Source organism: Sphingobium sp. WR1, from assembly GCF_059693745.1.
The window spans coordinates 144101-169637 of the sequence record NZ_JCATID010000008.1; the positions used below are offsets into that span (position 1 = coordinate 144101).

Genomic DNA, 25537 nt, shown 5'->3' on the forward strand with positions numbered 1-25537 from the left:
TCGGGCATCAGGTTTCGTCCGAAGGGACAATGGGCGATAGCCTTTCTGTCCGCCTCTAATCCTAAATGATTTATTTACTATAAGGCGGTGATTCCATGCGGTGTCGGTCTACGCCTTGTGCGCCGGTCAGGCATTCCGCTGATGGCGAATGGCAACGCCGCCCTTTACTCTTACCCCTTTGGATAGTGTCCGTAGTTGCTGTGGCGGGCCCTCGGTCGAGTGACGACTATGCCGGTCAGCAGACGGTGAGGGGGCCATGATTCCCAGATGCTAGAGTTACAAAGCCAAATTGTATCGCAAGCCGAACATGGGCCGCTCCCGGCGCCGCAGGATGTCAGTCGTGTCCGTCCGGCGAGCATCGACAAGTGCCGTGTCTGCTTTCCATTTGCCGGCGGCCTGATCGGCGGGAGCCACATTTCGGCCCTGCAACTGATCCAGGGTCTCAACCATACGCAATTCGAACCGGTGGTGTTGTTGCACAGTCTGGACGGTCCGTTGCCTGATTTTCTGGAAAAGGCCGGGGTCGCCTTCGAACGTGCGCCGATCCCGCATTATTGGCAGGCGGGGCGTGTCACTCTGCGTGATCTTCGCCATATGCCCGCCGATGTTGCCCGGATGCGCGCCTATCTGCGCGCGCGCAACATCAGGATCGTCCATACCAACGAAGGCGCTATGCACGCGACCTGGGGCATGTCCGCACGGCTCGCCGGCGCTCGCCATATCTGGCATCATCGCGGCAATCCGCGCGCAACCGGCTTGCGCCTGCTGGCGCCGTTGGTGGCCGATCGCGTGATATGCGTGTCGAATTTCGCGTCTCCGCCCCAGGGGATCTGGTCCGCCCACGGCAAGTCCACCGTCGCCTATAGCCCTTTTGACACGTCGATCGCGGATCTGGACCGCAAGGAATCGCGATCCGCGATCGAGGCGCGTCTGGATGTCGCCCCGGATACGGCGATCATTTCCTTTCTGGGCCATTTTTCGTCGCGCAAGCGGCCGCTCGTCTTCGTCGAGACGATCGCCGCGATGCGGCGCGCGAGGCCCGACAAGCGCGTTGTCGGCCTGATGTTCGGCGATGAGCATGAACCCGGCATCGATGCGCGCATCAGGCAGAAAATCCGGGAGCTGGGCGTCATGGACTGCGTGCGCATGATGGGATTCCTGCAGCCGGTCGAACCCTGGCTCGCGGCGAGCGACGTGCTGCTCGTGCCCGCGGTGGAAGAACCGTTCGGCCGAACCCTGATCGAGGCCATGCTGATCGGTACGCCAGTGGTTGCCGCCGCGTCCGGCGGCAATATCGAGGCGATCCGTAACCGGGGGACGGGGCTTCTCGCCCGCCCGGACGATCCCGACGATCTGGCCGCCCATGTGCTGGGTGTCATCGACGATCCCCGGATGGCGATGACGATCGCGCATCGCGCGCGTCAGGAGGCGCTGCAGAAGTTCAGCGTCGAAACCCATGTGAACAAAATCGCCAGAATATATCGGGAGGTACTCGCCATATGAACGCGCCTACGCCCGCCGCCGTATCCGCCATGCCGGGACTTGTGCAGCATATCACCACCAGCCTCGACGTGGGCGGCGCTCAATCGATGCTGGTGAAGCTGGTCGAGGCCACCGCAGCCAAGCGCAACGGCGTTCGCCCGGCCGTGCTTTCCCTCATGCCTCCCGGCAGCTTCACGCATCGGCTGAAGCAGAGCGGCTGTCCCACCTATACGCTCGGCATGGCGCGCGGTTATCCTGGTCCGCTCGGCGTGCTGCGGCTGTTGCGGATCACTGCTATGCTCCAGCCTGATCTGCTGCAGGGATGGATGTATCATGGCAATGTCGCCGCCAGCATGGCGAAGCTTGCCGTCAGGCGCAGGGTGCCGCTGCTCTGGAATGTGCGCCATTCGCTGGCCGATCCGAAGGTGGAGAAGTGGACCAGTCGCGCGCTGCTGTCGCTCAGCGCCCGCCTGTCGCGCAATGTCGACGGCATCATCTACAATTCCCGGACCGCGGCGAAGGAACATGCCGCCTTCGGGTTCGACGGGTCGCGCGCCATCCATATTCCCAACGGGTTCGACCTGACCCGCTACCGCCCCGATGCCCATGCGCGCCAGCGGTTGCGGTCGCTATTCGATATGGACGACAATGGCCTGGTCATCGGCATGGTCGCGCGCAACCATCCGATGAAGGACCACGCCATGCTGGCGCGCGCGCTTGGAAAGCTGCGCGCATCGGGCCGCGACTGCCGGCTGTTGCTGGTGGGACCGGGCATGGATGCGCCCGGCGCCGCGCTGATGCAGGCGATCGGCGAATGCCTACCGCCCAATGCGGTGACGTTCGCGGGTGAACGGGCGGATGTGGCCGACTGGCTGCCGGGCGTCGACATCGTCGCGCTGTCGTCCGCCTGGGGTGAGGCTTTCCCCAATATATTGGGAGAAGCGATGGCCTGCGGCGTGCCGTGCGTCGCCACCGACGTCGGCGACAGCGCTTGGGTGATGGGCGAAGGCGGTCGGAGCGTTCCGCCGCGCGATACGGATGCGATGGCGTCGGCGTTGGCGGGGCTTGCGGATCTTGGTCAAGAGGGACGACGGGCGATGGGTGCGGCCGGGCGCTCGCGAGCAGTAGCGCATTTCGACATCAACGACATCGCCGTCCAATATCGTCGCCTTTATGCCAGCGCTGTGCGTCATGCCGTGCATGGCAGCGGGTCGGTCAGCGCCAGCGCCCTGGCGCGTGAGGCGGGAGCGCACAGCCTGTGAAAATAGTCATTCTGGCAAGCTTGGCCTATTCGTTGGTCAATTTCCGGGGCGCGCTGCTGCGGCGGATGGTTGCGGAGGGGCATGATGTCGTCGCGTGCGCGCCCGACGATGATCCGGCGACGGACGCCGAGTTGCGGAAGATGGGCATTACCTATCGTCGCGTGCCGATGGACCGCATCGGCACCAATCCGGTGCGTGACCTCGGCACATTAGGGGCAATGCGGCGCATGATCCGCAGCGAGGCGCCGGACGTGATCCTCGCCTATACGCAAAAGCCGATCATCTATGGCGGCATGGCGGCGCGGATCGCCGCGCCGTGCGCGCGCTTCTTCGCGATGGTGAGCGGCCTTGGGCATGTCTACTCGGATGATGAGCCGGCGAGCGGGAAGCGTCGGTTCCTGCGCCCGCTGATTTCCCTGCTCTATCGCATTGCGATCGCCCGGGCGGCGGGCATTTTCGTCTTCAACGCCGATGATGAGGCGGAGATGCGCCGCCACGCCATCCTCTCGCCAAGGCAGCGCGCGATCCAGGTGCCCGGATCGGGCATCGACACCGCCCAGTTCGCGCAGCAGCCGATTCCTCAAGGGCCACCGACCTTCCTGCTGATCGCCCGGTTGATGCGCAACAAGGGGATCGGTGAATTCGTCGAGGCCGCCGCGATGGTGCGCCGGCAATATCCGGACACCCGTTTCCAGATATTGGGGCCGCAGGAGCCGGGCAAGGCCGGCTTCAGCGCCGACGAAATGGCGGCGTGGCAGGCGAAGGGCGTCGACTATCTCGGCTCGACCCGCGACGTGCGGCCTCATCTGGCGCAGGCCAGCGTGTTCGTGCTGCCGACCTATTATCGCGAGGGTCTGCCCAGGACCATATTGGAAGCCATGGCGATCGGTCGGCCGATCATCACGACCGATATGCCGGGATGCCGGGAAACCGTGATCCTGGGTGAAAATGGCATGTTGGTGCCGGCCCGCGACGTCGAAGCGCTGGCGGCCGCAATGGCGCGGCTGGCGGCCAATCCCGCGCGGCTGGCGGCCATGGGCGCCCGCTCCCGCCAACTGGCGGAGGACCGCTATCATGTCGACAAGGTCAACAGCCTGCTGTTGACGGAAATGAGCCTGATCGGTCCGTCGCTCCAGCGGCCGGAAGGTCGGGCGCTGGGGGACTATCCCCTGGTCGAGCGCACGCTCGCCGCGCTGGCCTTCATCGCCATGCTGCCGGTCATGCTGCTGCTGGGCATGGTGGTCGCGCTCGCCCTTGGCCGCCCCGTGCTGTTCCGGCAGCATCGCGCCGGGCGTGGCGGACGGGTCTTCGATCTGGTCAAATTCCGGTCGATGCGGGATTTACGCGATGCGCAGGGGCGGCCGCTGCCAGATGAGGCGCGCTTGACCGCCTTTGGCAAGCTGTTGCGTCGCAGCCGGCTCGATGAATTGCCCGAACTGTGGAACATCGCGCGCGGCGAGATGAGCTTCGTCGGGCCGCGCCCGCTTCTGCCCGCGACCGTGGCGGCGATGGGTGAAAAGGGGGAGCGGCGCGGCAGCGTGCGGCCGGGGCTGACCGGCTGGGCGCAGGTCAATGGCAACGCGCTGCTGAGCGACGCGGACAAGCTGGCGCTGGACCTCTGGTATGTCGAGCGTCGTTCCCTGGGCCGCGACCTGTGGATCGCGCTCAGGACGGTAGCGACCCTGTTCGGGGGCGAACGGATCAGCCAGATGCATATTCGGAGGGCCTATGCGAGCGTTGCTGATCGGCGCGGTTGAAGGAACGCGGGTGGCGGCGCAAGCGATTGCCGATACGCCCGGATGGACGCTGGCGGCGATCGCGACGCTGCCGCCGGACCTTGCGTCGCGCCACTCGGACTTTGTCGACCTGGCGCCCGTCGCGGCACGGGCGGGGGCGGAGTTGATCCCTGTGGCTGCGTGCAACGCGCCGGATTTTCTCGATCGGGTCAGAGCCATCGCCCCGGACATGCTGTTCGTGATCGGCTGGTCGCAGATATGCGGACCGGAATTTCGCGCAGCAGCAGGCGGGCGCGTGGTCGGCTATCATCCGGCGCCGCTTCCCCGGTTGCGGGGGCGGGCGGTGATACCCTGGACCATCTTGCTGGACGAGAAGATCACGGCCTCCAGCCTGTTCTGGATCGACGAGGGCGTCGACAGCGGTCCGCTACTGGCGCAGCATTATTTCCATGTCGCGCCCGACGAGACGGCCGCCACGCTTTACGCCAAGCATATGGTCGCCTTGGACGCCATGCTGCGCGAGTTGCTGCCGCGCCTGTTGCAGGGCGAGTTGACGGGACGGTTGCAGGACGAGAAAGTGGCGACCTACGCCACGCGCCGCCGCCCGAGCGATGGGCAGATCGACTGGCGCCAGCCGGCCGAAGCGGTCGAACGGCTGGTGCGGGCGGTGGGGCGTCCCTATCCGGGCGCGTTCACCGGGACGGGGGACGACCGGATCACCATATGGGCGGCGCGCGTCTGCGCTTGCGCGGATCGGCAACATGCCAGCCCCGGTCAGGTGATATTGCGCGACGATCAGGGCTTTGCCGTCTGCTGCGGCGATGGCCGTGCGCTGCATGTTACGGATTATGAATCCGCGCAGGCCCGCAAACCGGCCCTGCACAGTATGTTGGGGGTGTTGGGGTGAAGGATATGATCAGCGACAGCGGCGTCACGCTGGTCATCGCGCCGCACCCGGACGATGAGGTGCTGGGTTGCGGCGGCGTCATCGCCCGGCTCGCCGACGCCGGGCGCGAGGTTCATGTGGCGATCGCGACGCGGGGCAGGGCGCCGCGCTATTCGCAGGAAGGGGCCGATCATGTCCGACAGGAAGCGCTCGCGGCGCATAAGCTGCTCGGCGTCGCGCACACCTATTTTCTCGACCAGCCGGCGGCCGAACTGGATCAGGTGCCGCACGCCGATCTGAACGGCGCGATGGGCAGGCTGTTCGAGGAAGTGAAGCCTGCCACGCTGTTCCTGCCGTTCCTGGGCGACATCCACCTCGACCATCAGCTGATCTTCCGCTCCGCCATGGTAGCCGCCCGACCGCGCGACTGGCGCTATCCGCTGCGGCTCTACGCCTATGAAACCCTGTCGGAAACCAATTGGGCGGCGCCGCAGATCGAGCCATGCTTCGCGCCCAATATCTTCATCGACATTCACGAGACGCTGGAGCGCAAGCTCGCCGCCTTCGCCTGTTTCCAGTCGCAATGCGGCGTTTTTCCGAACGAACGCTCGCCCGAGGCGCTGCGCGCGCTGGCGATGCTGCGTGGCGCGACCGTCCATCGTTATGCAGCCGAGGCATTTGTGCTAATCCGGGAGGTAATCTGATGCATCAGATGACGGGGGATCGGATGGGAGAGATCAGGCCTCGATCGACGTCGCGCAAGCGATTGACGATGCTGCTCTGTTCGGCCGGGCGCAGGGTCGAGTTGCTGATCGCCTTCCGGCGCGCCGCGGGGCATCTGGGCGTCGATCTTCAGATCATCGCCTGCGACCTCCAGCCCGAATGGAGCGCCGCCTGCCGCTTCGCCGACAAATCGTTCCGCGTCCCGCGCGCCGATGACCCGGCCTATGTCCCCGCGATCGAGGCGATCTGCCGCGACCATGGGGTGGGGCTGATCGTGCCGACGATCGACCCGGAATTGCAGCCTTTGGCGGACGCGCGCGATCGGTTCGCGGCGCTGGGCGCCTGGGTGTCGGTCAGCGATCCACAACTGGTCGCCATCTGCCGCGACAAGCTGCTGACCGCACAATTCCTGGCCGAGCATGACGTAGCGGTGCCACGCACCGTGGCGTGGGAGGATCTCAATCCGCAAGCATGGACGGGTCCTGCCATCATCAAGCCGCGCGGCGGCAGCGCGGGGCGATCGATCCTGAAGATCGAGAATATGGGCGAGCTGCCGGATTCGGTGCCCGAGCCGATGATCGTCCAGGAATTGCTGCGGGGCGAGGAATGGACCGTCAATCTCTATTTCGACGGCAAGGGCGTGCTCCATTCGGTGGTGCCGCACCATCGCGTGCAGGTGCGCGCGGGCGAGGTGGAAAAGGGCGTCACCGGGCGACCGGCGCAGCTTCTCGACATGGCGGAGAAGCTGGCGGCCGCGCTGCCGGGCGCGCGCGGCGCGCTCTGCTACCAGGCGATCATCGCCCCCGACGGCACGGCCAGGCTGTTCGAGATCAACGCGCGCTTCGGTGGTGGTTATCCGCTCGCCGAATCCGCCGGAGCCTCCTTCGCGCAATGGCTGATCGAGGAACGGCTGGGCCTGCCGAGCAGCGCCGGAAACGACTGGACCGAAGGTGTCATGATGCTGCGCTACGATGCCGCGATCTTCGTTTCGCCGTGACCGTCACTCTGGTTTTCGATCTGGACGACACGCTCTATCTGGAGCGTGATTATGTCCGCAGCGGCATTCGCGTCGTGGATGCGTGGGCGCGATCGACGCTGGGGCTGGACGGTCTGGCAGCCGCTGCCACCAGCCTGGTGGAATCGGGTCAATACGGCAAATTGTTCGACGCTGCGTTGGCGATCCTGGGCGTGCCCGCCGACCCCGCGATCATCGATCGGATGGTTTCGGTCTATCGCGAACATGCGCCTGATATCCAACTCGCGCCCGATGCGCGGGCGTTCCTCACCGCCGGGCATGACTATGCCTTCGCGCTGATCAGCGACGGTTACAGCGTCGCGCAGCATGGCAAGATCGACGCATTGGATCTGCCTCGGTTCGGACTGGACCCGATCATCTGCACCGACGATTGGGGACGCGATTATTGGAAACCGCACAAGCGCGCCTATGAAACGGTGCAGGCGGCCCATGCCGGCCGTTCGACCCGGTTCATCTATGTGGCGGACAATCCGGCCAAGGATTTTCTCGCGCCGCGCGCGCTGGGCTGGGCCACCGTCCAGATCGACCGGCCGGGGGCCATTCATGCGCGAATGGCGCCGAGCGACGCGCATCGGGCCGACATGGTGATCGAGTCGTTCGATCAGTGGGATCATGATCGGCTTCTCGCGCCGCTGAATCATATCGTCGAAAGGAGCCATGTCGGATGAAGGTGGCATTCGTCCTGGCGGGCCTCAGCGCGGGTGGTGCAGAACGGGTCATCAGCAAGCTCGCCGCCGCCTCCCTGGCGCGCGGGTGGGATGTCACGATCGTGACCTTTGACCGGCCCGAAGATTCGATCTTCCATCCGATCGATTCCCGCGTTTCGCTTGTTCGCCTCGGTTTGCCCACCACGGGGCGAGGAGCCGCTGCATGGACTACCGCTGCGCGACGATGCTGGGCGTTGCGCCGGGTGCTCGCAGGACGGTTCGACGTCGTCATATCCTTCCTGACGAAGGTCAATGTGTTGACCCTGCTGGCGACTCGTGGCGGGAACGTCCCGGTGATCGTCTCGGAACGCAATAATCCGGACCGGCAGCCCGCGCATCCCCTGTGGCGCTTTGCGCTGCGTTATCTCTATCCCCGCGCGACCTCGATCGTCATGCTGACCCATCGCGGGCGGGAACATTTGCGACCGGCCGAGCGGAAACGCGCCGTCGTCATTCCAAATCCCATATGTTCGCTCCCCTATGCGCCGAGGCGGGGAGGATCGCCGCAACTGGTCGCGGTCGGACGGCTCACTGAGCAAAAGGGCTTTGACCTGCTGATCGCCGCCTTCGGTCTGTTGGCGAAGCGGTTCCCGGACTGGAGCCTGGTCATTTTCGGTGAAGGGCCTGACCGGCCGGCGCTGGAGGCACAGGTCGAAGCGCTGGGATTGAAGCGGCGCATCAGCTTGCCCGGTTGCACTGCACAGCATGGCGAATGGATCGAGGCCGCGAACCTGTTTGTGCTGTCCTCGCGCTATGAAGGGTTCGCCAATGTCGTCGGAGAAGCCATGCAGGCGGGCCTGGCTGTAGTGGCCTATGATTGCGACTTCGGTCCGTCGGACCTGATCGAGCCGGATGTGAGCGGGTTGCTGGTTCCTCCCGAGAAAGTCGACTTGTTGTCCAAGGCATTGGCGGAACTCATGTCTTCTCCCGCACGCCGCGAGCAACTGGGTGTCGGCGCCGTGGAGCGCGTGAAGATGTTTCAGGAAAGCGCCGTGCTGGCGCGCTGGATGCAGGTGATTGAAAGCGCCCGAACCTGATTCGCGACAATGCGAATGTCCTGGGCAGCCAATCGGTCAAAGCGTTCAGCGGGACCGAAATATGCCGCGCCGCAAGGACAGTAATGCTAACCTGCATCAAGTCAATGGCGATTTGATCGCATCCTTTCACCGAAACGATGCTCGTCCAGGTGTCGCTTTTTTGGACACTATTTGGAAATCTTATAATTATCCAGCCAATGTTAAACTGGTATATTTTTTTTATCGCCCTTTTGGACGTAAGTGGGTTAACAAATAATTTATCAACCGAGGATCGATAATATCTTCGAGAACTGGTCGCACGATCCGTCCCTAATCCATGAGGGGGAGATTGGACATGACAGACGCGCCCATTCATTTAGCTATTGTAGGCAAGAATGAGATTATTCGTGAAGGTTTGAAGCGAATTCTCATAGAAGAAGATTTTCTGGTTGATGAAACCGTTTCCTGTCCGTTAGATCTGGACCATGGAATTGATCGGGAAACCGTCATCATTGTCGATGCTATCGACATAGATGAGGGGCTGGATACGTGCGAAGCAGTCCGCGCCCGCCATCCTCATGTTCGAATCGTCATCATGGCCGATGAATATAGCGTGCAGGATGTGTCGCGCGCATTCATGACCGGCGCCGTGGATGGCTATATCGTCAAGCAGATATCGTGCCGCCCACTGGCGGGGGCGCTTCGATTGACGGCGTTGGGGGAAAAGGTCCTGCCGTCGCAGATCGCTGAATCGCTCGCCAGTGCGCAGCCCTGCTCCATCTCGAAATATTGGAGCGCCGGAGCGGCAGGCAATAATCTTTCCACGCGCGAGGTTGATATTCTTCGATGCCTGGTCGACGGGGAGCCGAACAAGGTGATTTCCCGCCGATTGCAGATCGCGGATGCAACCGTGAAGGTTCACATCAAGGCCATTCTGCGGAAATTGCGCGTGCGCAACCGCACCCAAGCCGCCATCTGGGCCGTCAGTCGGGGTCTGGCGAGCGATGGGGGCGAGATGCCGATGCCCGTGCCTGCCTTAGCCCCTTCAGGAATATTAGCAGACATGAAGGTAGCCAGATCAAATTGAACATGATGTGCGCCACGCCGGCGCCGATTACGCCAAGCCTCGGCGTGGCGATATAGAGTGTGATGAAGAAGGCGGCGCCGGCGATGAGTGCAATGCGAAAGACCTGGGGTTGGAACCCCATGGTCATCAGGGCAGGTCTGAGTGCGCTGCCGGCCAGAAACAGCAGTGCGGCGATCGACTGCACGATCAGCGGATGTCCGGCATCCTCGAAATCCGGTCCCGCGACAAGCCGGATGACATCGTCGCCGACCAACAACACCCCAAGCACGAAGCCGATCGCCACGCTGAAGGTCAGGAATTCGACCTGCCGGATGGCGGCGACGAAATTGTCGATGTCTCTGCGTGCCCAAAGACGCGCCAGGTCGGGCAGGGCCACCTGTTGCAGCATGGCGCCAGCCTTCATCGCAGCGAGCGTGAACTTGCGGACCAGCTGATAGATGCCTGCACCAATCGGCCCGGCGATCGCGCCCACGGCCAATATGTCCAACTCCTGCGTCGCCTTGCGCACGAGTACGGTGCCGTTCGCTGAAAGGATTTGGGGCCAGATTCCTTCGAATTCACCGGCATAGGAAAGCCCGTCGGCTCGCAGCGCAAAGCGGTAGCCGTTGCGCCGCAGTTCGACGATGGCGGCGAAGCTCAGCGCCAGCCGCTGGAGGCAGGGGACGGCGATCATGGTTGCCAGCAACTCCCAGATCGACCCGCCCGTCATCCAGATCAGAGCAACGGCGGCAAGGCGCAGCAACGCCAGGGCAGGATCGACCCAGGCGATCACCGCGAACCGATCGAACAGGCGCAGGACGCCGATCGGGGTGGAGGAGATGCCGAAGAAGACGGCGATGCTGTAAAAGCGCGCCATCGCCTGTGTCTCGGCATCCCATCCCAGCCAGGCCCCGACATAGGGCACGGCCATCAGCGTGATGGCGCCGGCCGCCAGCGCGCCGACGACGTCGAGCGCGACACCGAATTGCACAAGGCGCATGAAGCCGCGCCGATCGGCCTTTTCGATCGCGGCGGAGCCGTAACGGATGATGGCCTGCCAGGATTCCAGGCGGACGATCTGGTCGATCAGCCGGCCATAGGCCTCGATCATGGCGAGAATGCCCAGCAATGCCGGCCCCAGCATTTGCGCCATGAGCGCAAGCGTCACCATGCCGATGCCGATGGCGGCGGCGTTTCCACTTGCCAGATGGGCGACCTGTTTCAACATCCATCCAAGCTGTGCGCGGCCGCGTCCGTCGGGTCGAGCGCCGCGGGACGGCTCGTCACCGCCGCCAAGCGCCCTGGCTTCGATGTCCCCGCTAATGGAGGCGGCGGAACTGGGCGATGACGGCGGCTCTTGATTCATGGCTGTGGCGTGCCGTTTCCGACGCCTGAATGCTAGGCGGCAAAGAGGGATAGTTCAGTAGAGGTATAGCAAAGGCGACCAGCGGTAGCAGAGGGGCGACATGCTACCCAAAATCGCCGGGAAACACCCTTCTGGTTTCTAGCTGCACCCCGGGACCCGCGTAAGGTCCAAGGCTCCACATCATTCAGTGGTGTATCGATTCGGAGTGATGGAATATGCAGGACCGTGCGCTGGCGGATATGCGGCCACCCCCTCCCGCCGTGCCGCAACAGGCATCGGGCGTGGATTTTCTGCGGGTGCTGCGGCGTCACCAAAGGCGGCTGGGAATCACCTTTCTGGTTGTCATCGTCCTTGCGGCCATCGCCCTGGCGTTCATCGAGCCGCGCTATCAGGCGACTGCGGTCATGCGTGTGGACACGGGGGAAGCCGTCCTGCCGACCGAGGAGGAAACGGCCGCGTCGATCCGCGATGCCGAACTCCGGCGCGAACATCAGATCGAAACGCAGATACAACTTCTCCAGTCCCGGCCGCTTGCGCGACAGGTCGTTCGCGACCTGGCTCTGCACGACGATCCCGAGTTCAACCCCAATGCCAATCCCGACAAGCGGACCTCATGGGACAATTTCCTGGATCGTCTCACATTCTGGAATGTGGAAGACAATGAGTTGGCAAATGCGCCTGCCAAGGGGAGCACGTCGCCGCAACTGATCGAGCGGACCACCGATCGCCTGCTCGATGCGCTGAAGGTTGAACAGGATGGACAATCGAGCTTCGTGGACGTGACGGTCACGTCCGTCAGTCCTGACAAGGCCGCGCGGATCGCGAACAAGATCACGCGCGTCTATGTCAAGTCCCAGGTCGACGAACGGCAATCGGCCGTCAAGCGCCGCATCCAGACGCTTGGCGAACGTGTCGCCGAACTGCGCGGGCAGCTTGTGTCCACCGAACAGTCCATCGCATCCTATCGCCGATCGCGCGGCCTTGACCCGGGCGCTGGCAATGACGCCAATTCCGCGCAGCTCGGGCGCGCCGCCGCCGAACTCGCGGCGACCCGCGGCCAGCGTGCCGAGGCGCAGCGGCGCTCCGGTTCTGCGGGGCAATTGATGTCGCCGCTGCTCGCCGACCTGCGCAGCCAGCAGGTCAATGTGCAGCGCCGCCTGAGCGAACTCGCCACGCTCTACGGCAACGGCCATCCCGACGTGAAGAAGGCCTATGCCGAACTGGCGCAACTGGACAGTAATATCGCCAGTGAATCCGCGCGGGTACGGGTGCAACTGTCCAATGAAGCCTCCGCCCAGCAGTCGCGCGAGGCGCAACTCGCCGGCGATGTGGCTTCGCTCAGGGCGCGTTCGCTCAACGATATTGTCGAAGGCGTTCCGCTTGCCGATCTGGAGCGCAATGCGCAGGCGTTGCAAACCGTCTATCTTGCCTCGCTTGGTCGCCTCAATGAAATCCGCAGGGACGAAAAAAATGTGAAGGCCGATGCCACTATCGCATCGCCCGCCTTGCAACCGACCCAGCCGAGCTTTCCGCGCCGGACGCAGATCATGGCCGCGGCCGCCGTCGCTGCGATCATGTTCGGGCTGATCGTGGTCATGCTGAGCGAGGCTCTCGACACGCAGGTGCGCAGCGCTGCCCAGATCTGGGCGATCGCGGGCCTGCCGACGCTGGGTTTGATCCCGCGTCTCACCGACCGTCGCGAACATCGCATCGCCACGCATCAGCGCGTGATCGATCATCCCTATTCGACCTTCGCCGAATCGGTGCGGTCGATCGAGAGCCGGCTCTCGCGCACTTCCGGTCGCGCCGCCGGCAATGTGGTCATGGTCACGTCACCCTTGCCCGGGGACGGCAAGACGACCCTGTCGATCGGCCTGGCGGCCGCTGCCATCGCCCGCGGTCGTCGCGCGATCGTGATCGATTTCGACCTGCGCCGCCCTGGCCTCGGCAGCACGTTGCAGCGGGGGGAATCGGGCAAGGATCTGCTCGATTATCTGGCCGGCGATGCCACGCTGGACGAAATTATACTGACCAGCACATCGACGCCCGCCATTCACGGTATCCGGGCGCTTCGGTCTGCGCCTGATCCCGGCGCGGCGATCGCCTCGCCGCGGGTCGAAGCGCTCATTTCTGCCTTGCGTGCACGCTATGACGTGATCGTCCTCAATACGCCGCCCGTGCTGGCGGTCGGGGATGCGCAGGAACTTGCCCATCATGCCGACCAGACGGTGATGGTGCTCCGCTGGGGGCGCACGACACCCGATCTTCTGCGATCCGCGATATTGCAATTCGGTGAACCGATCACCGGCGCGGCGTTCAATCGTGTGCAATATCGCAAACATGCGCAGCTTCGCTATGGCGACAGCATCCAGCATTATCGCAAATATACCTATGGCGAGGAGGATGCGCCCAACCGTCTCGCGCCTCTCATGCGGTTGATCGGCCGTCGTGCGGGATAGGGTTGAGGCAATAACCCGACCCACCCGACAGTGGTGGGCAGGCAACCGTTTTTCGAGAAAGGGCAGGCCGTTGCCCCCTGATCTGGTAGCAATTGAGGGAGGGCTGGGGACTGCGGGGCGTGATACGTTCCGTGAACTGCACCTGCTTGTGATCGATCCGCGTTCGCTGACGCGCGATTGTCTTCTTGCTGCGCTTCAGGATACGCCCGAAATCCGCTCTGTTTCGGCTGCCGCCAGCGTTTGGGAAGCCACCACTATTCTGCGGGAACGGCGTATCATCAATGCCGTATTGCTCAATCTTGCTTCCGACGCTTTCGATCAGGCCAGCCTGTCCGCGATGATCGATCCGCTGCAAGTCGCGGCCCCGGGCGGGCGCATCCTGATTCTCACCACGCATACGGATACCGATCATGCCGGCGCCGCGTTGCGACTGGGCGTCGATGGATATCTCAACAGCGAAATGTCGTTCGAACTGACCAAGGATGCGATCTGCATTGTCGGGCGTGGGTGCATCATCTATCCGCGTTCGGTGCTGGCAGGACCCGGCCTGGGATCGGCTGTCGCACCGTCCGGCGGCTTGTTCACCCATGACGAACGGCTCACCCAACGCCAGCGCGAAGTGCTCGAAGGGGTAGCACGCGGACTCACCAACCGGGAGATCGCCGGCAGACTGATCATCAGCGAGCGGACGGTGAAAGCGCATGTGAAGGAACTCATGCGTCGACTCGGTGCAAGTAACCGGACTCAGGTGGTCGCAATCGCCAGCAATCTTCTTTAAAGAGGCTGCGCGCCTCGACCAATAGTTCATAATGAATAAAATTATACTGTCCAAAAGATCATGTTCTTTTGGGCAGTATATTTGCTTGCAATTGCGAATTTGAGGCAAGCCGATAGAAAATATGCGATGAGTTAACTTGATCGCAATTTCTGGAACGATAAAAACGCACCGGGTTCATTTCGGGTGCGGCATTGAATGCGCGCATCTGCGGGGGTGAATTTCTTAAAACGGCAAAGTCAAAATCATGATCCAGAAGGTAATTCTGGGTCAGGGTGAAATATTGTCTGCCAAAAATAGTCAGGGGGTCAGAAATAATGTGGGACTCTGCAAGGCCAAAGGCGAAGCTCATATTTGTATCGGCCGCAGTCGCTGGCCTGCTCGCGACCGCCGTCGGCGTTCGTGCAGGTTCGATCGATATCGGTGCGAAAGTGAAGCTCGCCACCAGTGTCTGGTTGATGGAAAGCGATCTGCGGACCGGCGCCGGAATTCAGGCGGCTGCGGTGGACGGGGCCGTTGTCGGTGGCCCTTTGACCCGAAATGACGAACGATGGTGGAACGTCGATTTCGTCCAAGGCGCGGACGGTTGGGTCAAGGAAGCGGCCTTGACACAGAATGGCGGGATTCCGGTCTCTCTTCCGTCCTCTGCCACGGTCCCAGCGCTCGTTTCGGTGCAGGGATTGAAGGTTCCTGCTCCGTCTTTTGCCGCCAAGTCGACGGGGACCGCCACCGCCTTCGTCAATCCCGACGACGGCGCCATTCCCGACCGGGCGATCCATCCGCTCGCATTTCCCACCGCGACCGGTTTCGGCAAGAATAGCAGCGCGCGCAGCCCGAACGCGGTCGTGTACAAGATCAACACGCGCGAGGATGTTGCAAATCCTGCGGACGGCAAGATCAGCTATCGCGAATGCGCCCTGGCCCTGCCGATCACCAATCCTTACACCATTCCCGCCAATCGTCCGCGCTATTGCGTGTTCGACGTGGCGGGGGCCATTATTTTGCAGTCGTCGGCCTTCATCACGCAGCCTAAAATCTATATTGCTGGCCAGACTTCGCCTGGTGGCATCGAGTTCCGGCTGGGTCAGAACTATAATCCGGTGGATTCACTGATCGACACGCGTCGCGGCGGTAATCACATGATATTGCGCCATGTGCGGACCCGCACCGGACCCCATCTGGGTCGTAAATCCCAGAATGGCGATCCGATCCGTATGTCGGGCACCAACAACCAGATACTCGACCATGTGTCGACCATGTTCGGAACCGACGAAAGTCTGGACATGGCCTGCACCGACTGCACGGTGCAATGGTCGATCATCGGACCGAATATCTGCCGCAATGCCGGTCATACATCGTCATTGCACTGCAAGACCTTCTTCCTGAAGCCCGCCACTCGTGTAACCATCGCGCATAATCTTTCGCAACATGGCGAACAGCGGGGCATCAATGTCGCCGCGGGTTCCAACCCGCCGATGGCAGGCGCCAAGGGGCAGGTCGATGTCGTCAACAATGTCCTCTACAATTTCATTGCCGAAGCTGGCCTCGTTTCGAACCAGTTTGGCAATGTTTACGCAAATTATCTCAACAACGTCTATTTGCGCGGGCCAAAATACAATGCATCGGATGGCAATTATCTTATCGGGCTCTATGCGAACGCCAGCCGCTATGCCTTTGGTTTTAACATTTTTTCCAAGGGGAATGTGACGCCGCGGACGCGGATCGCGGGGCAATTTGGTTCGACGACGACGGATTCCTCCCGGAACAGCGCCGGTTACATCGCCCATGTCAGTGCCAATTCGGTTTGCGGTCTCAGCATTGCCGGCGTGCAGGATTGCAGTCGCTTTGGACTGAGCGTCGTGCAAGACTTGCGCTATGCCCTGATGCCCGGCCTCACCGCGCCTTCGTTCGATGTCGCCAGGGTGGCGTCGGCGCAGCAGGCCTTTCGCGATGTCCTGACCTTCGCCGGCGCCAATCTATGTCTTTATGGTGCCTGTCAGGACAACGTAGACGCCATGTATATCGACGATGTCCGGACCTGCGACACAGCCCCTTATCTCTTCGACCGGAATTGGCCGTCCACGGTCTCCGAGGCAGGTGGGTGGGCGCGGCTCACGCAGCGCGCAGCCAAGCTGGACAGCGACAATGACGGTATGCCGGATGAATGGGAAAAGAAGTTCAAGAACACCAATCCCAACCAATGGGATGCGAATGATGATCGCGACGGCGACGGCTATCCCAATATCGAGGAATATCTGAACGCCCTGGCGAAGGATCATACCCTTTACAATAATATGGTCGGCAAGGGGGGCGGCACTGTTCCCGCCTATAATTGTGGTCGCCCGATGTTTTAATCGCAAATATGGTTCATTTGATAATGATAATCATATCATTCCTTATATTGACTTAAGTTAATGTCGATCCTCGCTCGAATGTGTTCGCTACCATGACGGTCATGTTGCACCCGTCTCTATTGCGAATGGAAATATCCCTAATGGTATAGATACTTTGTTAAATTTATCGATTAAAATCATCCTGTGGTTTGCTTCTGTCTCGATTCAGGCCGCGGAGGTTCGAGGTGCTGGACACTTTTGCCAGAAAGCTGAGTTGCAAGCTTGGGGTCTCTGTCGAAGAGGCGCAGTTTTTGGCGAATGTGGCGAAAAGACAATTGCGCCAAGTAAAGGCGCGCCAGGATATTTATGTTGATGGCGACCCCGCGTCTTCCGTGAGAATCATCTTTGACGGTTGGGCTTGCCGTTATCATCAATTTGAGAATGGCGCGCGACAGATTGTCCAAATTCTAATGCCCGGTGATATATTGGGGCATGATACCGCGCACGCCTATCAGGATCACTCCGCCAGCTCCATTTCACCGGTCGTCTTCGCACAGCTTTCCCATTCCGATTTCATCACGGCGACTGCACAGCTTCCGGAAATAGATCGTGCGCTGAGGCGTGATTTGAGCATGACGCTGGCCATCCAGCGCCAATGGATTTCCGTCATCGGCCGTTTCGGCGCCACGCAACGGATCGCCCATCTGCTCTGCGAACTCTACGTGCGCGCGCTGTTGCTGGACAGCGCGAAGGAAAAACGCGCGGTCGATTTCCCGATGGCGCAACGCGATATTGCTGACTGTACCGGTCTCAGCTTGGTGCAGGTCAATCGCAGCATCAACCTGCTCCGGTCGACGGGCCTGCTCTATTGGCGTCATCGCGCGCTGGAGATTGTCGACCTGGGGGCACTGGCGAAAATGGGTACGTTCAATCCCAATTATCTCGGGCACATCGACAGCCTGGGTACGCAGGAGCCGGGAGGGAGTCGACGCAGCCGCGCCGAGGCGAGCGGGCAGGAGACGCTGCCCTTGTTCAGATGATCGCTTGCGCGTCCGTAATTCCGATATTGCCGCTCAGATGGAGCGATCGCTGGGACTGACCGGCTGCGAGAGCCCTATTTCCCACCCTAGCCGGAACATGGTGAGCCCTGCTGGATTCGAACCAGCGACCTACTGATTAAAAGTCAGTTGCTCTACCGACTGAGCTAAGGGCCCCTGAAGAGGTGGACGACGCCCTAAAGGGGGCGGGGCGGATGGTCAACCTCTTGTCGCGCGCTTTGGCGTCGCTTTTTGCAGGCGGGCGTGCAGATGCCGCACGGCAAGGCCCGTGACGGGGTCGCACCAGCCCGGCGCGATCGTCAGAAGCGGCGTCATCACGAAGGCGCGGGTGCGACAGGCGGGATGGGGGATGGTCAGCGTCCGACTGCGCCATTTTCCACCCGACCAGAGGATGATGTCGATGTCGATGCTGCGCGCGCCCCAGCGGCGATGGCGGCGGCGGCCGAGCCGAGTCTCGACCGACTGGAGAAAGGCCAGCATGGCGGGCGGGGGCAGGCTGCTTTCCACCAACAGCGCACCGTTGGCGAAGAGGCGCGTCGATGGGCCGAGCGGTGGGGTCAGGATCGTCGGCGATACCGCCCGCACCTCCGCCCGATCGGCGATCAGCGTCGCGGCTTCCTCCAGCAGTCGGGGTGGCGTGCGGCGGGCGGACATCGGCCGGTTCGATCCAAGCGCCAGCGCATAGAGATGGGTTGTGTCCGCCATGGTGCAGCGCCTATCTGCTGCGGATGATCCTGGAAAGCCCCTTGCCCGAAACAGAGCCGTCCCGCGACTGCCCATTATGTCCGCGGCTGGTTGAACTGCGGGAGCAATGCCGGATCGAGCATCCCGACTGGTGGAACGCGCCGGTCCCGGCCTTCGGCGATCCTGAAGCCCGCATCGCGATTATCGGCCTCGCGCCGGGGCGGCAGGGCGCCAACCGGACGGGGCGGCCCTTCACGGGGGACTATGCCGGCGACCTGCTCTTCTCAACGATGGCCCGGCATGGGTTGACCGACGGGCAATATGACGGGCGGCCGGACGATGGGTTGGCCTTGCGCGGCGCGATCATCCTGAATGCCGTCAAATGCCTGCCGCCGCAGAACAAGCCCGTGCCGCAGGAAATTCATAGCTGCCGGCCCTTTCTGGCGCAGGCGGTGGCGGCGCTGCCGCGGGCGCGGACCTTCATCGCTCTGGGGGAAATCGCGCACCAGTCGGCCGTCAAAATATTGGGGGGCAAGCTGCCCAAGGCGCGCTTTGCTCATCTGGCCGAACATCGGATGCCCGACGGACGTCTGTTGATCGATAGCTATCACTGCTCCCGCTACAACCAGAATGTCGGCCGGCTGACGGCGGAGATGTTCGATGCGGTCTTCGCCAGAGCCGTGGCGATCGCGGACGGATCGGCCGGAATCAGTCTCGGCCGTCCGCCAGCAGATTGAGCGCCCGTGTCATCAGCGCCACGAACCTGGCTTCGTCCACCCGCGCCGCCGGATTGTTCCAGCTGCCGCTGACCGCATACCAGGCCCCGTCCTGCGCCTGCACGAGGATATTCATCGCCATGACGCCCGGCTCGCTGCCGCCCTTATAGCCGAAATAGCGCCAGCGCTTCGCGTCGGCCGGGGCGATGCCGGGATTGACGGCCAGGATCGGCAGGGCGTCCCCGCCATGACTGCGCAGCCAGTCCAGCAGGGCGATCATGTCCTTTGGCGAGGCGAACCATTCGATGCTGTCGATTGCGGTCGGCATTTCGGCGACGCTGCCGACATCCACCTTGCTGGCGGCGAGGCGCGGGGCCTCCGCGCGCAGCAGGGTGCGGCGCTCGGCGGGGGATGCCGCTTCGTAGCGGCGGCGCAGGTCGGCATTGGCCGGCATCTTGAGCGCGAAGGCTTCGGCGGTGGTGAGGAGCGGCAACGCCTTGGTTGCATCAACATGGCCGGTCGCGGCCAGCATCGCATCCACCCTGTCGCGGCTCAGCGCGTGCAGCAGTGTGTCGCTGGCGCTGTTGTCGCTTTCGGCGATCATCGCCGTGGCCAGGCTGTGTAGGGTCATGGGTGCGCCATCCGGCCAGCCCAGCAGGCGGCCGGAAAAGCTCTTGGGACCAAGTGGGACGACGTCGCTCCATCGCCGTTCGCGCGCGGCGGTGGCGCGGGCGAGTTCGGCGAGGATATAGAGTTTGAAGCTGGAGCCGGTCGCCATTTGCGCATCGGCGCGGTGAACGCGCAACCATTGCGGGCCGGCGTCGGTCAGCTTTGCGATGGCGAACGCGGTCGTGCCGGGCAGGGCGGCGATGTCCGCCATCACCTTGTCGAAGCTGTCATTGGCGGTGCGCGCGCCGACGATGTGGAGGCCGATCACGCGATGGGGCGGCTGCGGCGCGACGACCAGGGTGAAGCCGACCGTGGCGCGCGTATAGCGGATTTCGACCTGGCCGGTGGTAGCGCTTTCGGTGCGCACCGATCCCAGAGCGACAGGCTGGCCATGCTGGGCGCGCAAGTCGGCGGCAACGGCACGCCATCGGTCGACCGGCACCGCCTCAAGGAAGAGGGGCGCGAAATAATCCTGCTCGTCGCCGGGGGTGGACAGGATGCGCAGCAATTGTTCGGCGCGGGATTGATAGGCGGGGTTGACCTGCGCCGATGCTTGCAAAGGAATAGCCATTAGCAGCACGGCAAGCAGGATCGACCATGAGCGCAGGCAGGCGGAGGCGGCCTGCCGCATTTTCATGCGTCGATCGCTTCCTCATCCACCGCCGCCGCATTTTCCTGGATGAAGGCGAAGCGATGCGCCGGATTGGTCCCCATCAGCCGGTCCACCAGGTCGCGCACCTGCTGCCGGTCCTCGACATCGTCGGGCAGGGTGATGCGGATGAGGCTGCGGGTCTTGGGGTCCATGGTGGTTTCGCGCAGCTGCATCGGGTTCATTTCGCCCAGCCCCTTGAAGCGGCTGATGTCGACCTTCTTGCCCTTGAACTCCTTGGCCAGCAGCTCCTCACGATGGGCGTCGTCCTTGGCGTAGAGGCTCTTGCCGCCCGCGACCAGGCGATAGAGCGGCGGCTGAGCGAGGTAGAGATGCCCGCGCCGCACCAGTTCCGGCATTTCCTGGAAGAAGAAGGTCATCAGCAACGTTGCGATATGCGCCCCGTCGACGTCGGCGTCGGTCATGATGACGATGCGTTCGTAGCGCAGATTGTCCGGGTTGCAATCCTTGCGCGTGCCGCAGCCCAGCGCCAGGATCATATCGGCGATTTCCTGGTTCGCCAGGATCTTGGCGGTGTTGGCCGACGCGACGTTCAAAATCTTGCCGCGCAGGGGCAGGATCGCCTGGGTCTTGCGGTCGCGCGCCTGCTTGGCGGAACCGCCGGCGGAATCGCCTTCCACCAGAAAGATTTCGGCGCCTTCGGGATCGTCGTTGGAACAATCGGTCAGCTTGCCGGGCAGGCGCAGCTTGCGGCTGTTGGTCGCGGTCTTGCGCTTGACCTCCTTCTCCTGCTTGCGCTTCAGGCGCTCGTCCATGCGATCGAGGACGTAGGCGAGCAGCGCCTTGCCCCGGTCCATATGGTCGGTCAGGAAATGGTCGAAATGGTCGCGCACGGCGTTTTCGACCAGCCGCGCGGCGTCCGGGCTGGTCAGGCGATCCTTGGTCTGGCTCTGGAACTGGGGATCGCGGATGAAGACGGACAGCATGATTTCCGACGACGTGATGATGTCGTCGGCGGTGATGTCCTTGGCCCTCTTCTGGCCGACCAGTTCGCCAAAGGCGCGGATGCCTTTCACCAGCGCGGTGCGCAGCCCGGCTTCATGCGTGCCGCCGTCCGGCGTCGGGATGGTGTTGCAATACCAGCTGTAGCTGCCGTCCGACCAGAGCGGCCAGGCGACCGCCCATTCGACGCGACCGGCGGTGCCAGGAAAATCCTGGTTGCCCGAGAAGAATTGCGTCGTCGCGCAATCGCGGTTGCCCAACTGTTCCCTCAGATGATCGGCGAGGCCGCCGGGAAACTGGAAGACGGCCTCGGCAGGCGTGTCATCGCTGATGAGTTCGGGCGCGCATTTCCAGCGTATCTCGACGCCGGCGAACAGATAGGCCTTGGACCGGGCGAGGCGATAGAGGCGGGCCGGCTTGAACTTCTGTTCGCCGAAAATCGCGATGTCGGGAACGAAACTGACCGATGTGCCGCGCCGGTTGGGGGCGGCGCCGACCTTTTCCAGGTCGCTGGTCGGCAGGCCCTGGGCGAAGCTCTGGCGGTAAAGCTCACGATTGAGCGCCACTTCGACCACGGTGCTGGTGGACAGCGCATTGACCACGCTGATGCCCACGCCATGCAGGCCGCCCGACGTGGCATAGGCCTTGCCCTCGAACTTGCCGCCCGAATGGAGCGTGGTCAGGATCACTTCCAGCGCCGATTTGCCGGGGAATTTGGGATGAATGCCGACCGGGATGCCGCGACCATTGTCGGTGATGGTGAGCCGGTTGCCTGCGTCCAGCGTCACCTCGATCCGGGTAGCGTGGCCGGCGACGGCCTCGTCCATGCTGTTGTCCAGCACCTCGCTGGCCAGATGGTGCAGCGCCCGCTCGTCGGTGCCGCCGATATACATGCCGGGTCGGCGACGGACCGGCTCCAGTCCTTCCAGCACCTCGATGGTGGAGGCGTCATATTGCTGCGTGGGCGGGGTGTTGGCGGCGAACAGGTCTTCGGACATGGGGACAAGCTATAAGCGGGCCGGCAGCGGGCGCAAGCGTTGCGGGAAAACTACATGGGCAATGAAAAGTAACAGATTGCTTTGAAACAATTTTGCTGGCCGGGTCGTTGGCGCTGGCGATGGCGGACCGAATGGCCGCACAGGCGAGGAGTATATGTATGAAGATGATAGCAATCGCGCCGCTTGGCGCCACGCTGGCGTTCGCCCTGGCGACACCGGCCCTTGCGCAGGACAACGGAGGGGTCGACTGGACCGGTCCCTATGTCGGCGTGTCGTTCGGCAAGACCTGGCAGAAGAAGGATGGCGGCGAACATCTGCGTTTCGATACCGACGGCGACGGCGCCTATGACGATGTGGTCACGACGACCACAGGCGCGAACGCCTTTTCCCCCGGCACCTGCGGCGGCGCGGCGCGCGGTCCCACGCCGGCCAGTGGATGCAAGTCCGACAAGAACGCCATCGGCTGGATGGGCCATGTGGGCTATGACAGGCAGTTCGGCAACATCGTCGCGGGCGTGGTTGCCGAAGGCGGCCGGGCCTTCATCGACGACAAGGTGACCGAATTTTCGACAACCCCGGCCTTCTACACGATGCGGCGGGCGATCGACTGGAACGCGAATCTGCGCGCGCGCCTGGGCTACACAACGCCCGGCGGCATCATGCCCTACATCACCGGCGGCCTGTCCTACGCCAGGGTGCAGAATTATTTCCGCACCAGCAATAGCGCCAACAGCTTCACCCGGGTCAATGCGGAAGAAGATGGCTGGGGCTGGAACATGGGCGGCGGCATCGAAGCCAAGGTGTCGGATCACTTCTCGATCGGCGCGCGCTATTTGTGGACCCGCTATAATGTCGGCGACTATCGGGTCGATGTGGGCGCGGGCACGGCTCCGGCGACCAATCCGTTCCGCATCACTCCGTCGGGCGGCGCCAGCATCAACCGTGGCGACAAGTTCGACACCCAGAGCGTGATGGTCACAACCAGCTACCGCTTCTGATCGGGATCAAAGACAAAAAAGGCCCGGCTTCCAACAGGAGGCCGGGCCTTATGGCGTCTCCGATCAGCGGACCCGCGGGCCGCCGAAGGGCATGGGCGGCGGCGGGCGGCGCGTGCCGCGCGGCAGCTGCGCCTGATAGGCGCGGCCGCAATGTTCGACGCAATAGGGGAAGCCAGGGTTCACCGCTTCGCCGCAGAAATGAAAGTCCGGCTCGCCCGGATGTCCCATCGGCCATTTGCAGATCCGCTCGGTCAGGTCGAGCAGACTGGTCTTGTCGGCGATGTCCGGGCTTGGCTTGGCCGGCACCAGGCGGCGCGGCGGCGCGGGCGGGATCGGCGCCTGCTGGTCGCCCGGCCCCTGACGCAGGAAGCCGCCGGGGCCGACCGAAACGATGCGCGGCTGGGGCGGCGCGACGGACCCATCGGCCGAAGCCGCAGGGGCGGGAGCAACGGGAGCGGCCGGCGCAACAGGACGCGATGGCGCGGGCGGCGGCGCGATCGGTGCGGTGGCGCGGGGGGCTTCCGCTTCGTGCGCGGGGGCGGGCTTGCGCGGCGGGGCGGGTTTCTTGGGCGCTTCGTTCGCCTTCACCGGTGACGGGCGCGATTGCAGGCCCAGGCGATGCGCCTTGCCGATCACCGCATTACGGCTGACGCCGCCCAGTTCGTCGGCAATCTGGCTGGCGGTCAGGCCGCGTTCCCACATCGCCTTGAGCTGGTCGATACGCTCGTCGGTCCAGGACAAATGAAAAACTCCTCACAAATTTCTGCGTGCCTCCCTATATGGGGATCGGGCGCGGCGGTTCAAATCCGTGAACTGCGCGCTTGCAGCACAACGAACCAGCCGATAGTCGATCCAGCCATGAACGACCAGCCCAAAATTGCCATTCCTTCCTCCGTCCCCGCCATCGCCGGCCCGGCGGCGGCGCCCCCCTTCGCCGAACCCGGCGTGCCGCAGATCCGCAACGTGAACTGGGCGGGCACCTGGGCGCTCTACCGCAAGGAAGTGCGCCGCTTCATGAAGGTGCAGCTCCAGACCGTCTGGGCGCCGGCGATCACGACCCTGATGTTCCTCATCATCTTCATCGTCGCGCTGGGGGGCAGCGGGCGCACGGTGACGCTGCGCGGGGAAGCGGTGCCCTTCGCCGACTTCATCGCCCCCGGCCTCATCATCATGGGCATGATCAACGCCTGTTTCGCCAATGCCAGTTTCTCCCTGATGGTGGGCAAGGTGCAGGGGACTTTGGTCGATTATCTGATGCCGCCCATTTCCGTGGGCGAACTCTTGTTCGCACTGGCCGCATCGTCGGTGACGCGGGCGGTGTTGGTGGGCTGTGCCTTGTGGCTGGCTATGGCCGCTTGGCCGGGCGTGCATGTGACGCCGGCGCATCTGTGGGCGGTGGTCTGGTTCGGCCTGCTCGGCACCAGCTTCATCGCCTTCCTGGGGGTGCTGACGTCGATCTGGGCGGAAAAGTTCGACCATGGCGCCGCCGTCACCAATTTCGTGGTCGGCCCGCTCGCTCTGCTGTCGGGCACCTTCTATTCGATCGACCGGCTGCCGCCCTTCTTCCAGGGCATCAGCCACGCCAATCCTTTCTTCTACATCATTTCCGGTTTCCGCTACGGCTTTGTGGCGGCAGCGGACACCAATGTGGTGACGGGCAGTCTTGTGCTGCTGGCGCTCAACCTGATCTTCGGCGGCCTCTGCTACGCCCTGCTGCGCCGCGGTTGGAAGATCAAGGCCTGAACGGCTTTCAGATAAAGCCGAAGAAAACCGGCATGACGATCATCATGCCGGTCAGCAGCAAGGCCGCGCTCATCCAGTGACGGATGTAAGGAAGGGCGCGGTCGTCGCCGCGCCCTTCCTCCCAGGGCCAGATCAATTGCCCGCGCCACCGACGCGGGAGAGTTGGAAGCCGGCGTTTGCGGCTTCGGCGAGGGGGTATATGTTGCGCAGGT

23 protein-coding genes and 1 tRNA gene are annotated in these 25537 nt (G+C 63.2%); 16 read left to right on the forward strand and 8 right to left on the reverse strand.

Features of this window, described 5'->3' with window-relative positions:
* Positions 1 to 267: 267 nt before the first annotated feature.
* From AC58EF_RS12140 to AC58EF_RS12180, 9 genes are all read left to right on the forward strand, one after another.
* A complete protein-coding gene (locus AC58EF_RS12140; RefSeq protein WP_497276535.1) occupies positions 268 to 1503 on the forward strand; it encodes a glycosyltransferase family 4 protein in 1236 nt (411 codons plus the stop codon).
* Positions 1500 to 2744, forward strand: coding sequence for a glycosyltransferase (locus AC58EF_RS12145; protein WP_497276536.1), 1245 nt, complete (start codon positions 1500 to 1502; stop codon positions 2742 to 2744). The genes AC58EF_RS12140 and AC58EF_RS12145 overlap by 4 nt, the downstream gene beginning before the upstream one ends.
* 20 nt (positions 2745 to 2764) lie before the next feature.
* Positions 2765 to 4501, forward strand: a complete 1737-nt coding sequence (locus AC58EF_RS12150; RefSeq protein WP_497276537.1) for a sugar transferase — start codon at positions 2765 to 2767, stop codon at positions 4499 to 4501.
* On the forward strand, positions 4473 to 5387 hold the full coding sequence (locus AC58EF_RS12155) for a methionyl-tRNA formyltransferase (RefSeq protein ID WP_497276539.1): 915 nt from the start codon (positions 4473 to 4475) through the stop codon (positions 5385 to 5387). The genes AC58EF_RS12150 and AC58EF_RS12155 overlap by 29 nt, the downstream gene beginning before the upstream one ends.
* Positions 5388 to 5392: 5 nt before the next feature.
* Entirely contained in the window at positions 5393 to 6070 is a 678-nt protein-coding gene (locus AC58EF_RS12160) for a PIG-L deacetylase family protein (RefSeq protein WP_497276541.1), read from the forward strand.
* Complete coding sequence (locus AC58EF_RS12165; protein ID WP_497276543.1) at positions 6070 to 7086, forward strand: ATP-grasp domain-containing protein; 1017 nt, start codon at positions 6070 to 6072, stop codon at positions 7084 to 7086. Before AC58EF_RS12160 ends, AC58EF_RS12165 begins: the two co-directional genes overlap by 1 nt.
* Positions 7083 to 7793: an HAD family hydrolase gene (locus AC58EF_RS12170; protein ID WP_497276544.1), complete on the forward strand. Its 711-nt coding sequence runs from the start codon at positions 7083 to 7085 to the stop codon at positions 7791 to 7793. The genes AC58EF_RS12165 and AC58EF_RS12170 overlap by 4 nt, the downstream gene beginning before the upstream one ends.
* Positions 7790 to 8869 carry a glycosyltransferase family 4 protein gene (locus AC58EF_RS12175; RefSeq protein ID WP_497276545.1) on the forward strand — a complete coding sequence of 360 codons (1080 nt, stop codon included), beginning with the start codon at positions 7790 to 7792 and terminating at the stop codon, positions 8867 to 8869. Before AC58EF_RS12170 ends, AC58EF_RS12175 begins: the two co-directional genes overlap by 4 nt.
* 334 nt (positions 8870 to 9203) lie before the next feature.
* Positions 9204 to 9935: a LuxR C-terminal-related transcriptional regulator gene (locus tag AC58EF_RS12180; RefSeq protein WP_497276546.1), complete on the forward strand. Its 732-nt coding sequence runs from the start codon at positions 9204 to 9206 to the stop codon at positions 9933 to 9935.
* On the opposite strand, the gene AC58EF_RS12185 is transcribed toward AC58EF_RS12180, so the two are convergent.
* Complete coding sequence (locus AC58EF_RS12185) at positions 9832 to 11142, reverse strand: lipopolysaccharide biosynthesis protein (protein ID WP_497276547.1); 1311 nt, start codon at positions 11140 to 11142, stop codon at positions 9832 to 9834. The genes AC58EF_RS12180 and AC58EF_RS12185 overlap by 104 nt on opposite strands.
* Before the next feature lie 353 nt (positions 11143 to 11495).
* Between AC58EF_RS12185 and AC58EF_RS12190 the strand changes: the two genes are divergently transcribed.
* Both AC58EF_RS12190 and AC58EF_RS12195 read left to right on the forward strand, forming a co-directional pair.
* A complete protein-coding gene (locus tag AC58EF_RS12190; protein ID WP_497276548.1) occupies positions 11496 to 13739 on the forward strand; it encodes a GumC family protein in 2244 nt (747 codons plus the stop codon).
* Between the two features lie 70 nt (positions 13740 to 13809).
* Positions 13810 to 14517 (forward strand): response regulator transcription factor, encoded by a 708-nt coding sequence (locus AC58EF_RS12195; RefSeq protein ID WP_497276550.1) that lies wholly within the window; start codon positions 13810 to 13812, stop codon positions 14515 to 14517.
* Between the two features lie 58 nt (positions 14518 to 14575).
* On the opposite strand, the gene AC58EF_RS12200 is transcribed toward AC58EF_RS12195, so the two are convergent.
* On the reverse strand, positions 14576 to 14959 hold the full coding sequence (locus AC58EF_RS12200) for a hypothetical protein (RefSeq protein WP_497276552.1): 384 nt from the start codon (positions 14957 to 14959) through the stop codon (positions 14576 to 14578).
* On the opposite strand from AC58EF_RS12200, the gene AC58EF_RS12205 reads away from it, so the two are divergent.
* On the forward strand, positions 14946 to 16868 hold the full coding sequence (locus AC58EF_RS12205; RefSeq protein ID WP_497276554.1) for a hypothetical protein: 1923 nt from the start codon (positions 14946 to 14948) through the stop codon (positions 16866 to 16868). The two genes, AC58EF_RS12200 and AC58EF_RS12205, sit on opposite strands and share 14 nt — an antisense overlap.
* Positions 16869 to 17092: 224 nt before the next feature.
* Positions 17093 to 17887: a Crp/Fnr family transcriptional regulator gene (locus AC58EF_RS12210; protein WP_497276555.1), complete on the forward strand. Its 795-nt coding sequence runs from the start codon at positions 17093 to 17095 to the stop codon at positions 17885 to 17887.
* A gap of 98 nt (positions 17888 to 17985) precedes the next feature.
* Here the strand turns inward: AC58EF_RS12210 and AC58EF_RS12215 are convergent.
* Together AC58EF_RS12215 and folK are read right to left on the reverse strand one after the other, a co-directional pair.
* Positions 17986 to 18061: transfer RNA gene (locus tag AC58EF_RS12215), tRNA-Lys, on the reverse strand.
* A gap of 42 nt (positions 18062 to 18103) precedes the next feature.
* Positions 18104 to 18610, reverse strand: a complete 507-nt coding sequence (gene folK / locus AC58EF_RS12220) for a 2-amino-4-hydroxy-6-hydroxymethyldihydropteridine diphosphokinase (RefSeq protein WP_497276557.1) — start codon at positions 18608 to 18610, stop codon at positions 18104 to 18106.
* 23 nt (positions 18611 to 18633) lie between these two features.
* Between folK and AC58EF_RS12225 the strand changes: the two genes are divergently transcribed.
* Complete coding sequence (locus AC58EF_RS12225; RefSeq protein ID WP_497276558.1) at positions 18634 to 19326, forward strand: uracil-DNA glycosylase; 693 nt, start codon at positions 18634 to 18636, stop codon at positions 19324 to 19326.
* On the opposite strand, the gene AC58EF_RS12230 is transcribed toward AC58EF_RS12225, so the two are convergent.
* Positions 19298 to 20611, reverse strand: coding sequence for a serine hydrolase (locus AC58EF_RS12230; RefSeq protein ID WP_497276559.1), 1314 nt, complete (start codon positions 20609 to 20611; stop codon positions 19298 to 19300). The genes AC58EF_RS12225 and AC58EF_RS12230 overlap by 29 nt on opposite strands.
* A complete protein-coding gene (gene parE, locus AC58EF_RS12235) occupies positions 20608 to 22584 on the reverse strand; it encodes a DNA topoisomerase IV subunit B (protein WP_497276560.1) in 1977 nt (658 codons plus the stop codon). The genes AC58EF_RS12230 and parE overlap by 4 nt, the downstream gene beginning before the upstream one ends.
* Before the next feature lie 158 nt (positions 22585 to 22742).
* Between parE and AC58EF_RS12240 the strand changes: the two genes are divergently transcribed.
* Positions 22743 to 23582, forward strand: a complete 840-nt coding sequence (locus AC58EF_RS12240) for an outer membrane protein (RefSeq protein WP_497276562.1) — start codon at positions 22743 to 22745, stop codon at positions 23580 to 23582.
* A gap of 63 nt (positions 23583 to 23645) precedes the next feature.
* Here the strand turns inward: AC58EF_RS12240 and AC58EF_RS12245 are convergent, their stop codons facing one another.
* Entirely contained in the window at positions 23646 to 24323 is a 678-nt protein-coding gene (locus AC58EF_RS12245; RefSeq protein WP_497276563.1) for a GcrA family cell cycle regulator, read from the reverse strand.
* 117 nt (positions 24324 to 24440) lie between these two features.
* On the opposite strand from AC58EF_RS12245, the gene AC58EF_RS12250 reads away from it, so the two are divergent.
* On the forward strand, positions 24441 to 25325 hold the full coding sequence (locus AC58EF_RS12250) for an ABC transporter permease (protein ID WP_497276564.1): 885 nt from the start codon (positions 24441 to 24443) through the stop codon (positions 25323 to 25325).
* A 7-nt stretch (positions 25326 to 25332) separates the two neighbouring features.
* Here the strand turns inward: AC58EF_RS12250 and AC58EF_RS12255 are convergent, their stop codons facing one another.
* Positions 25333 to 25461, reverse strand: a complete 129-nt coding sequence (locus AC58EF_RS12255) for a hypothetical protein (protein ID WP_497276565.1) — start codon at positions 25459 to 25461, stop codon at positions 25333 to 25335.
* Positions 25462 to 25537: the final 76 nt, after the last annotated feature.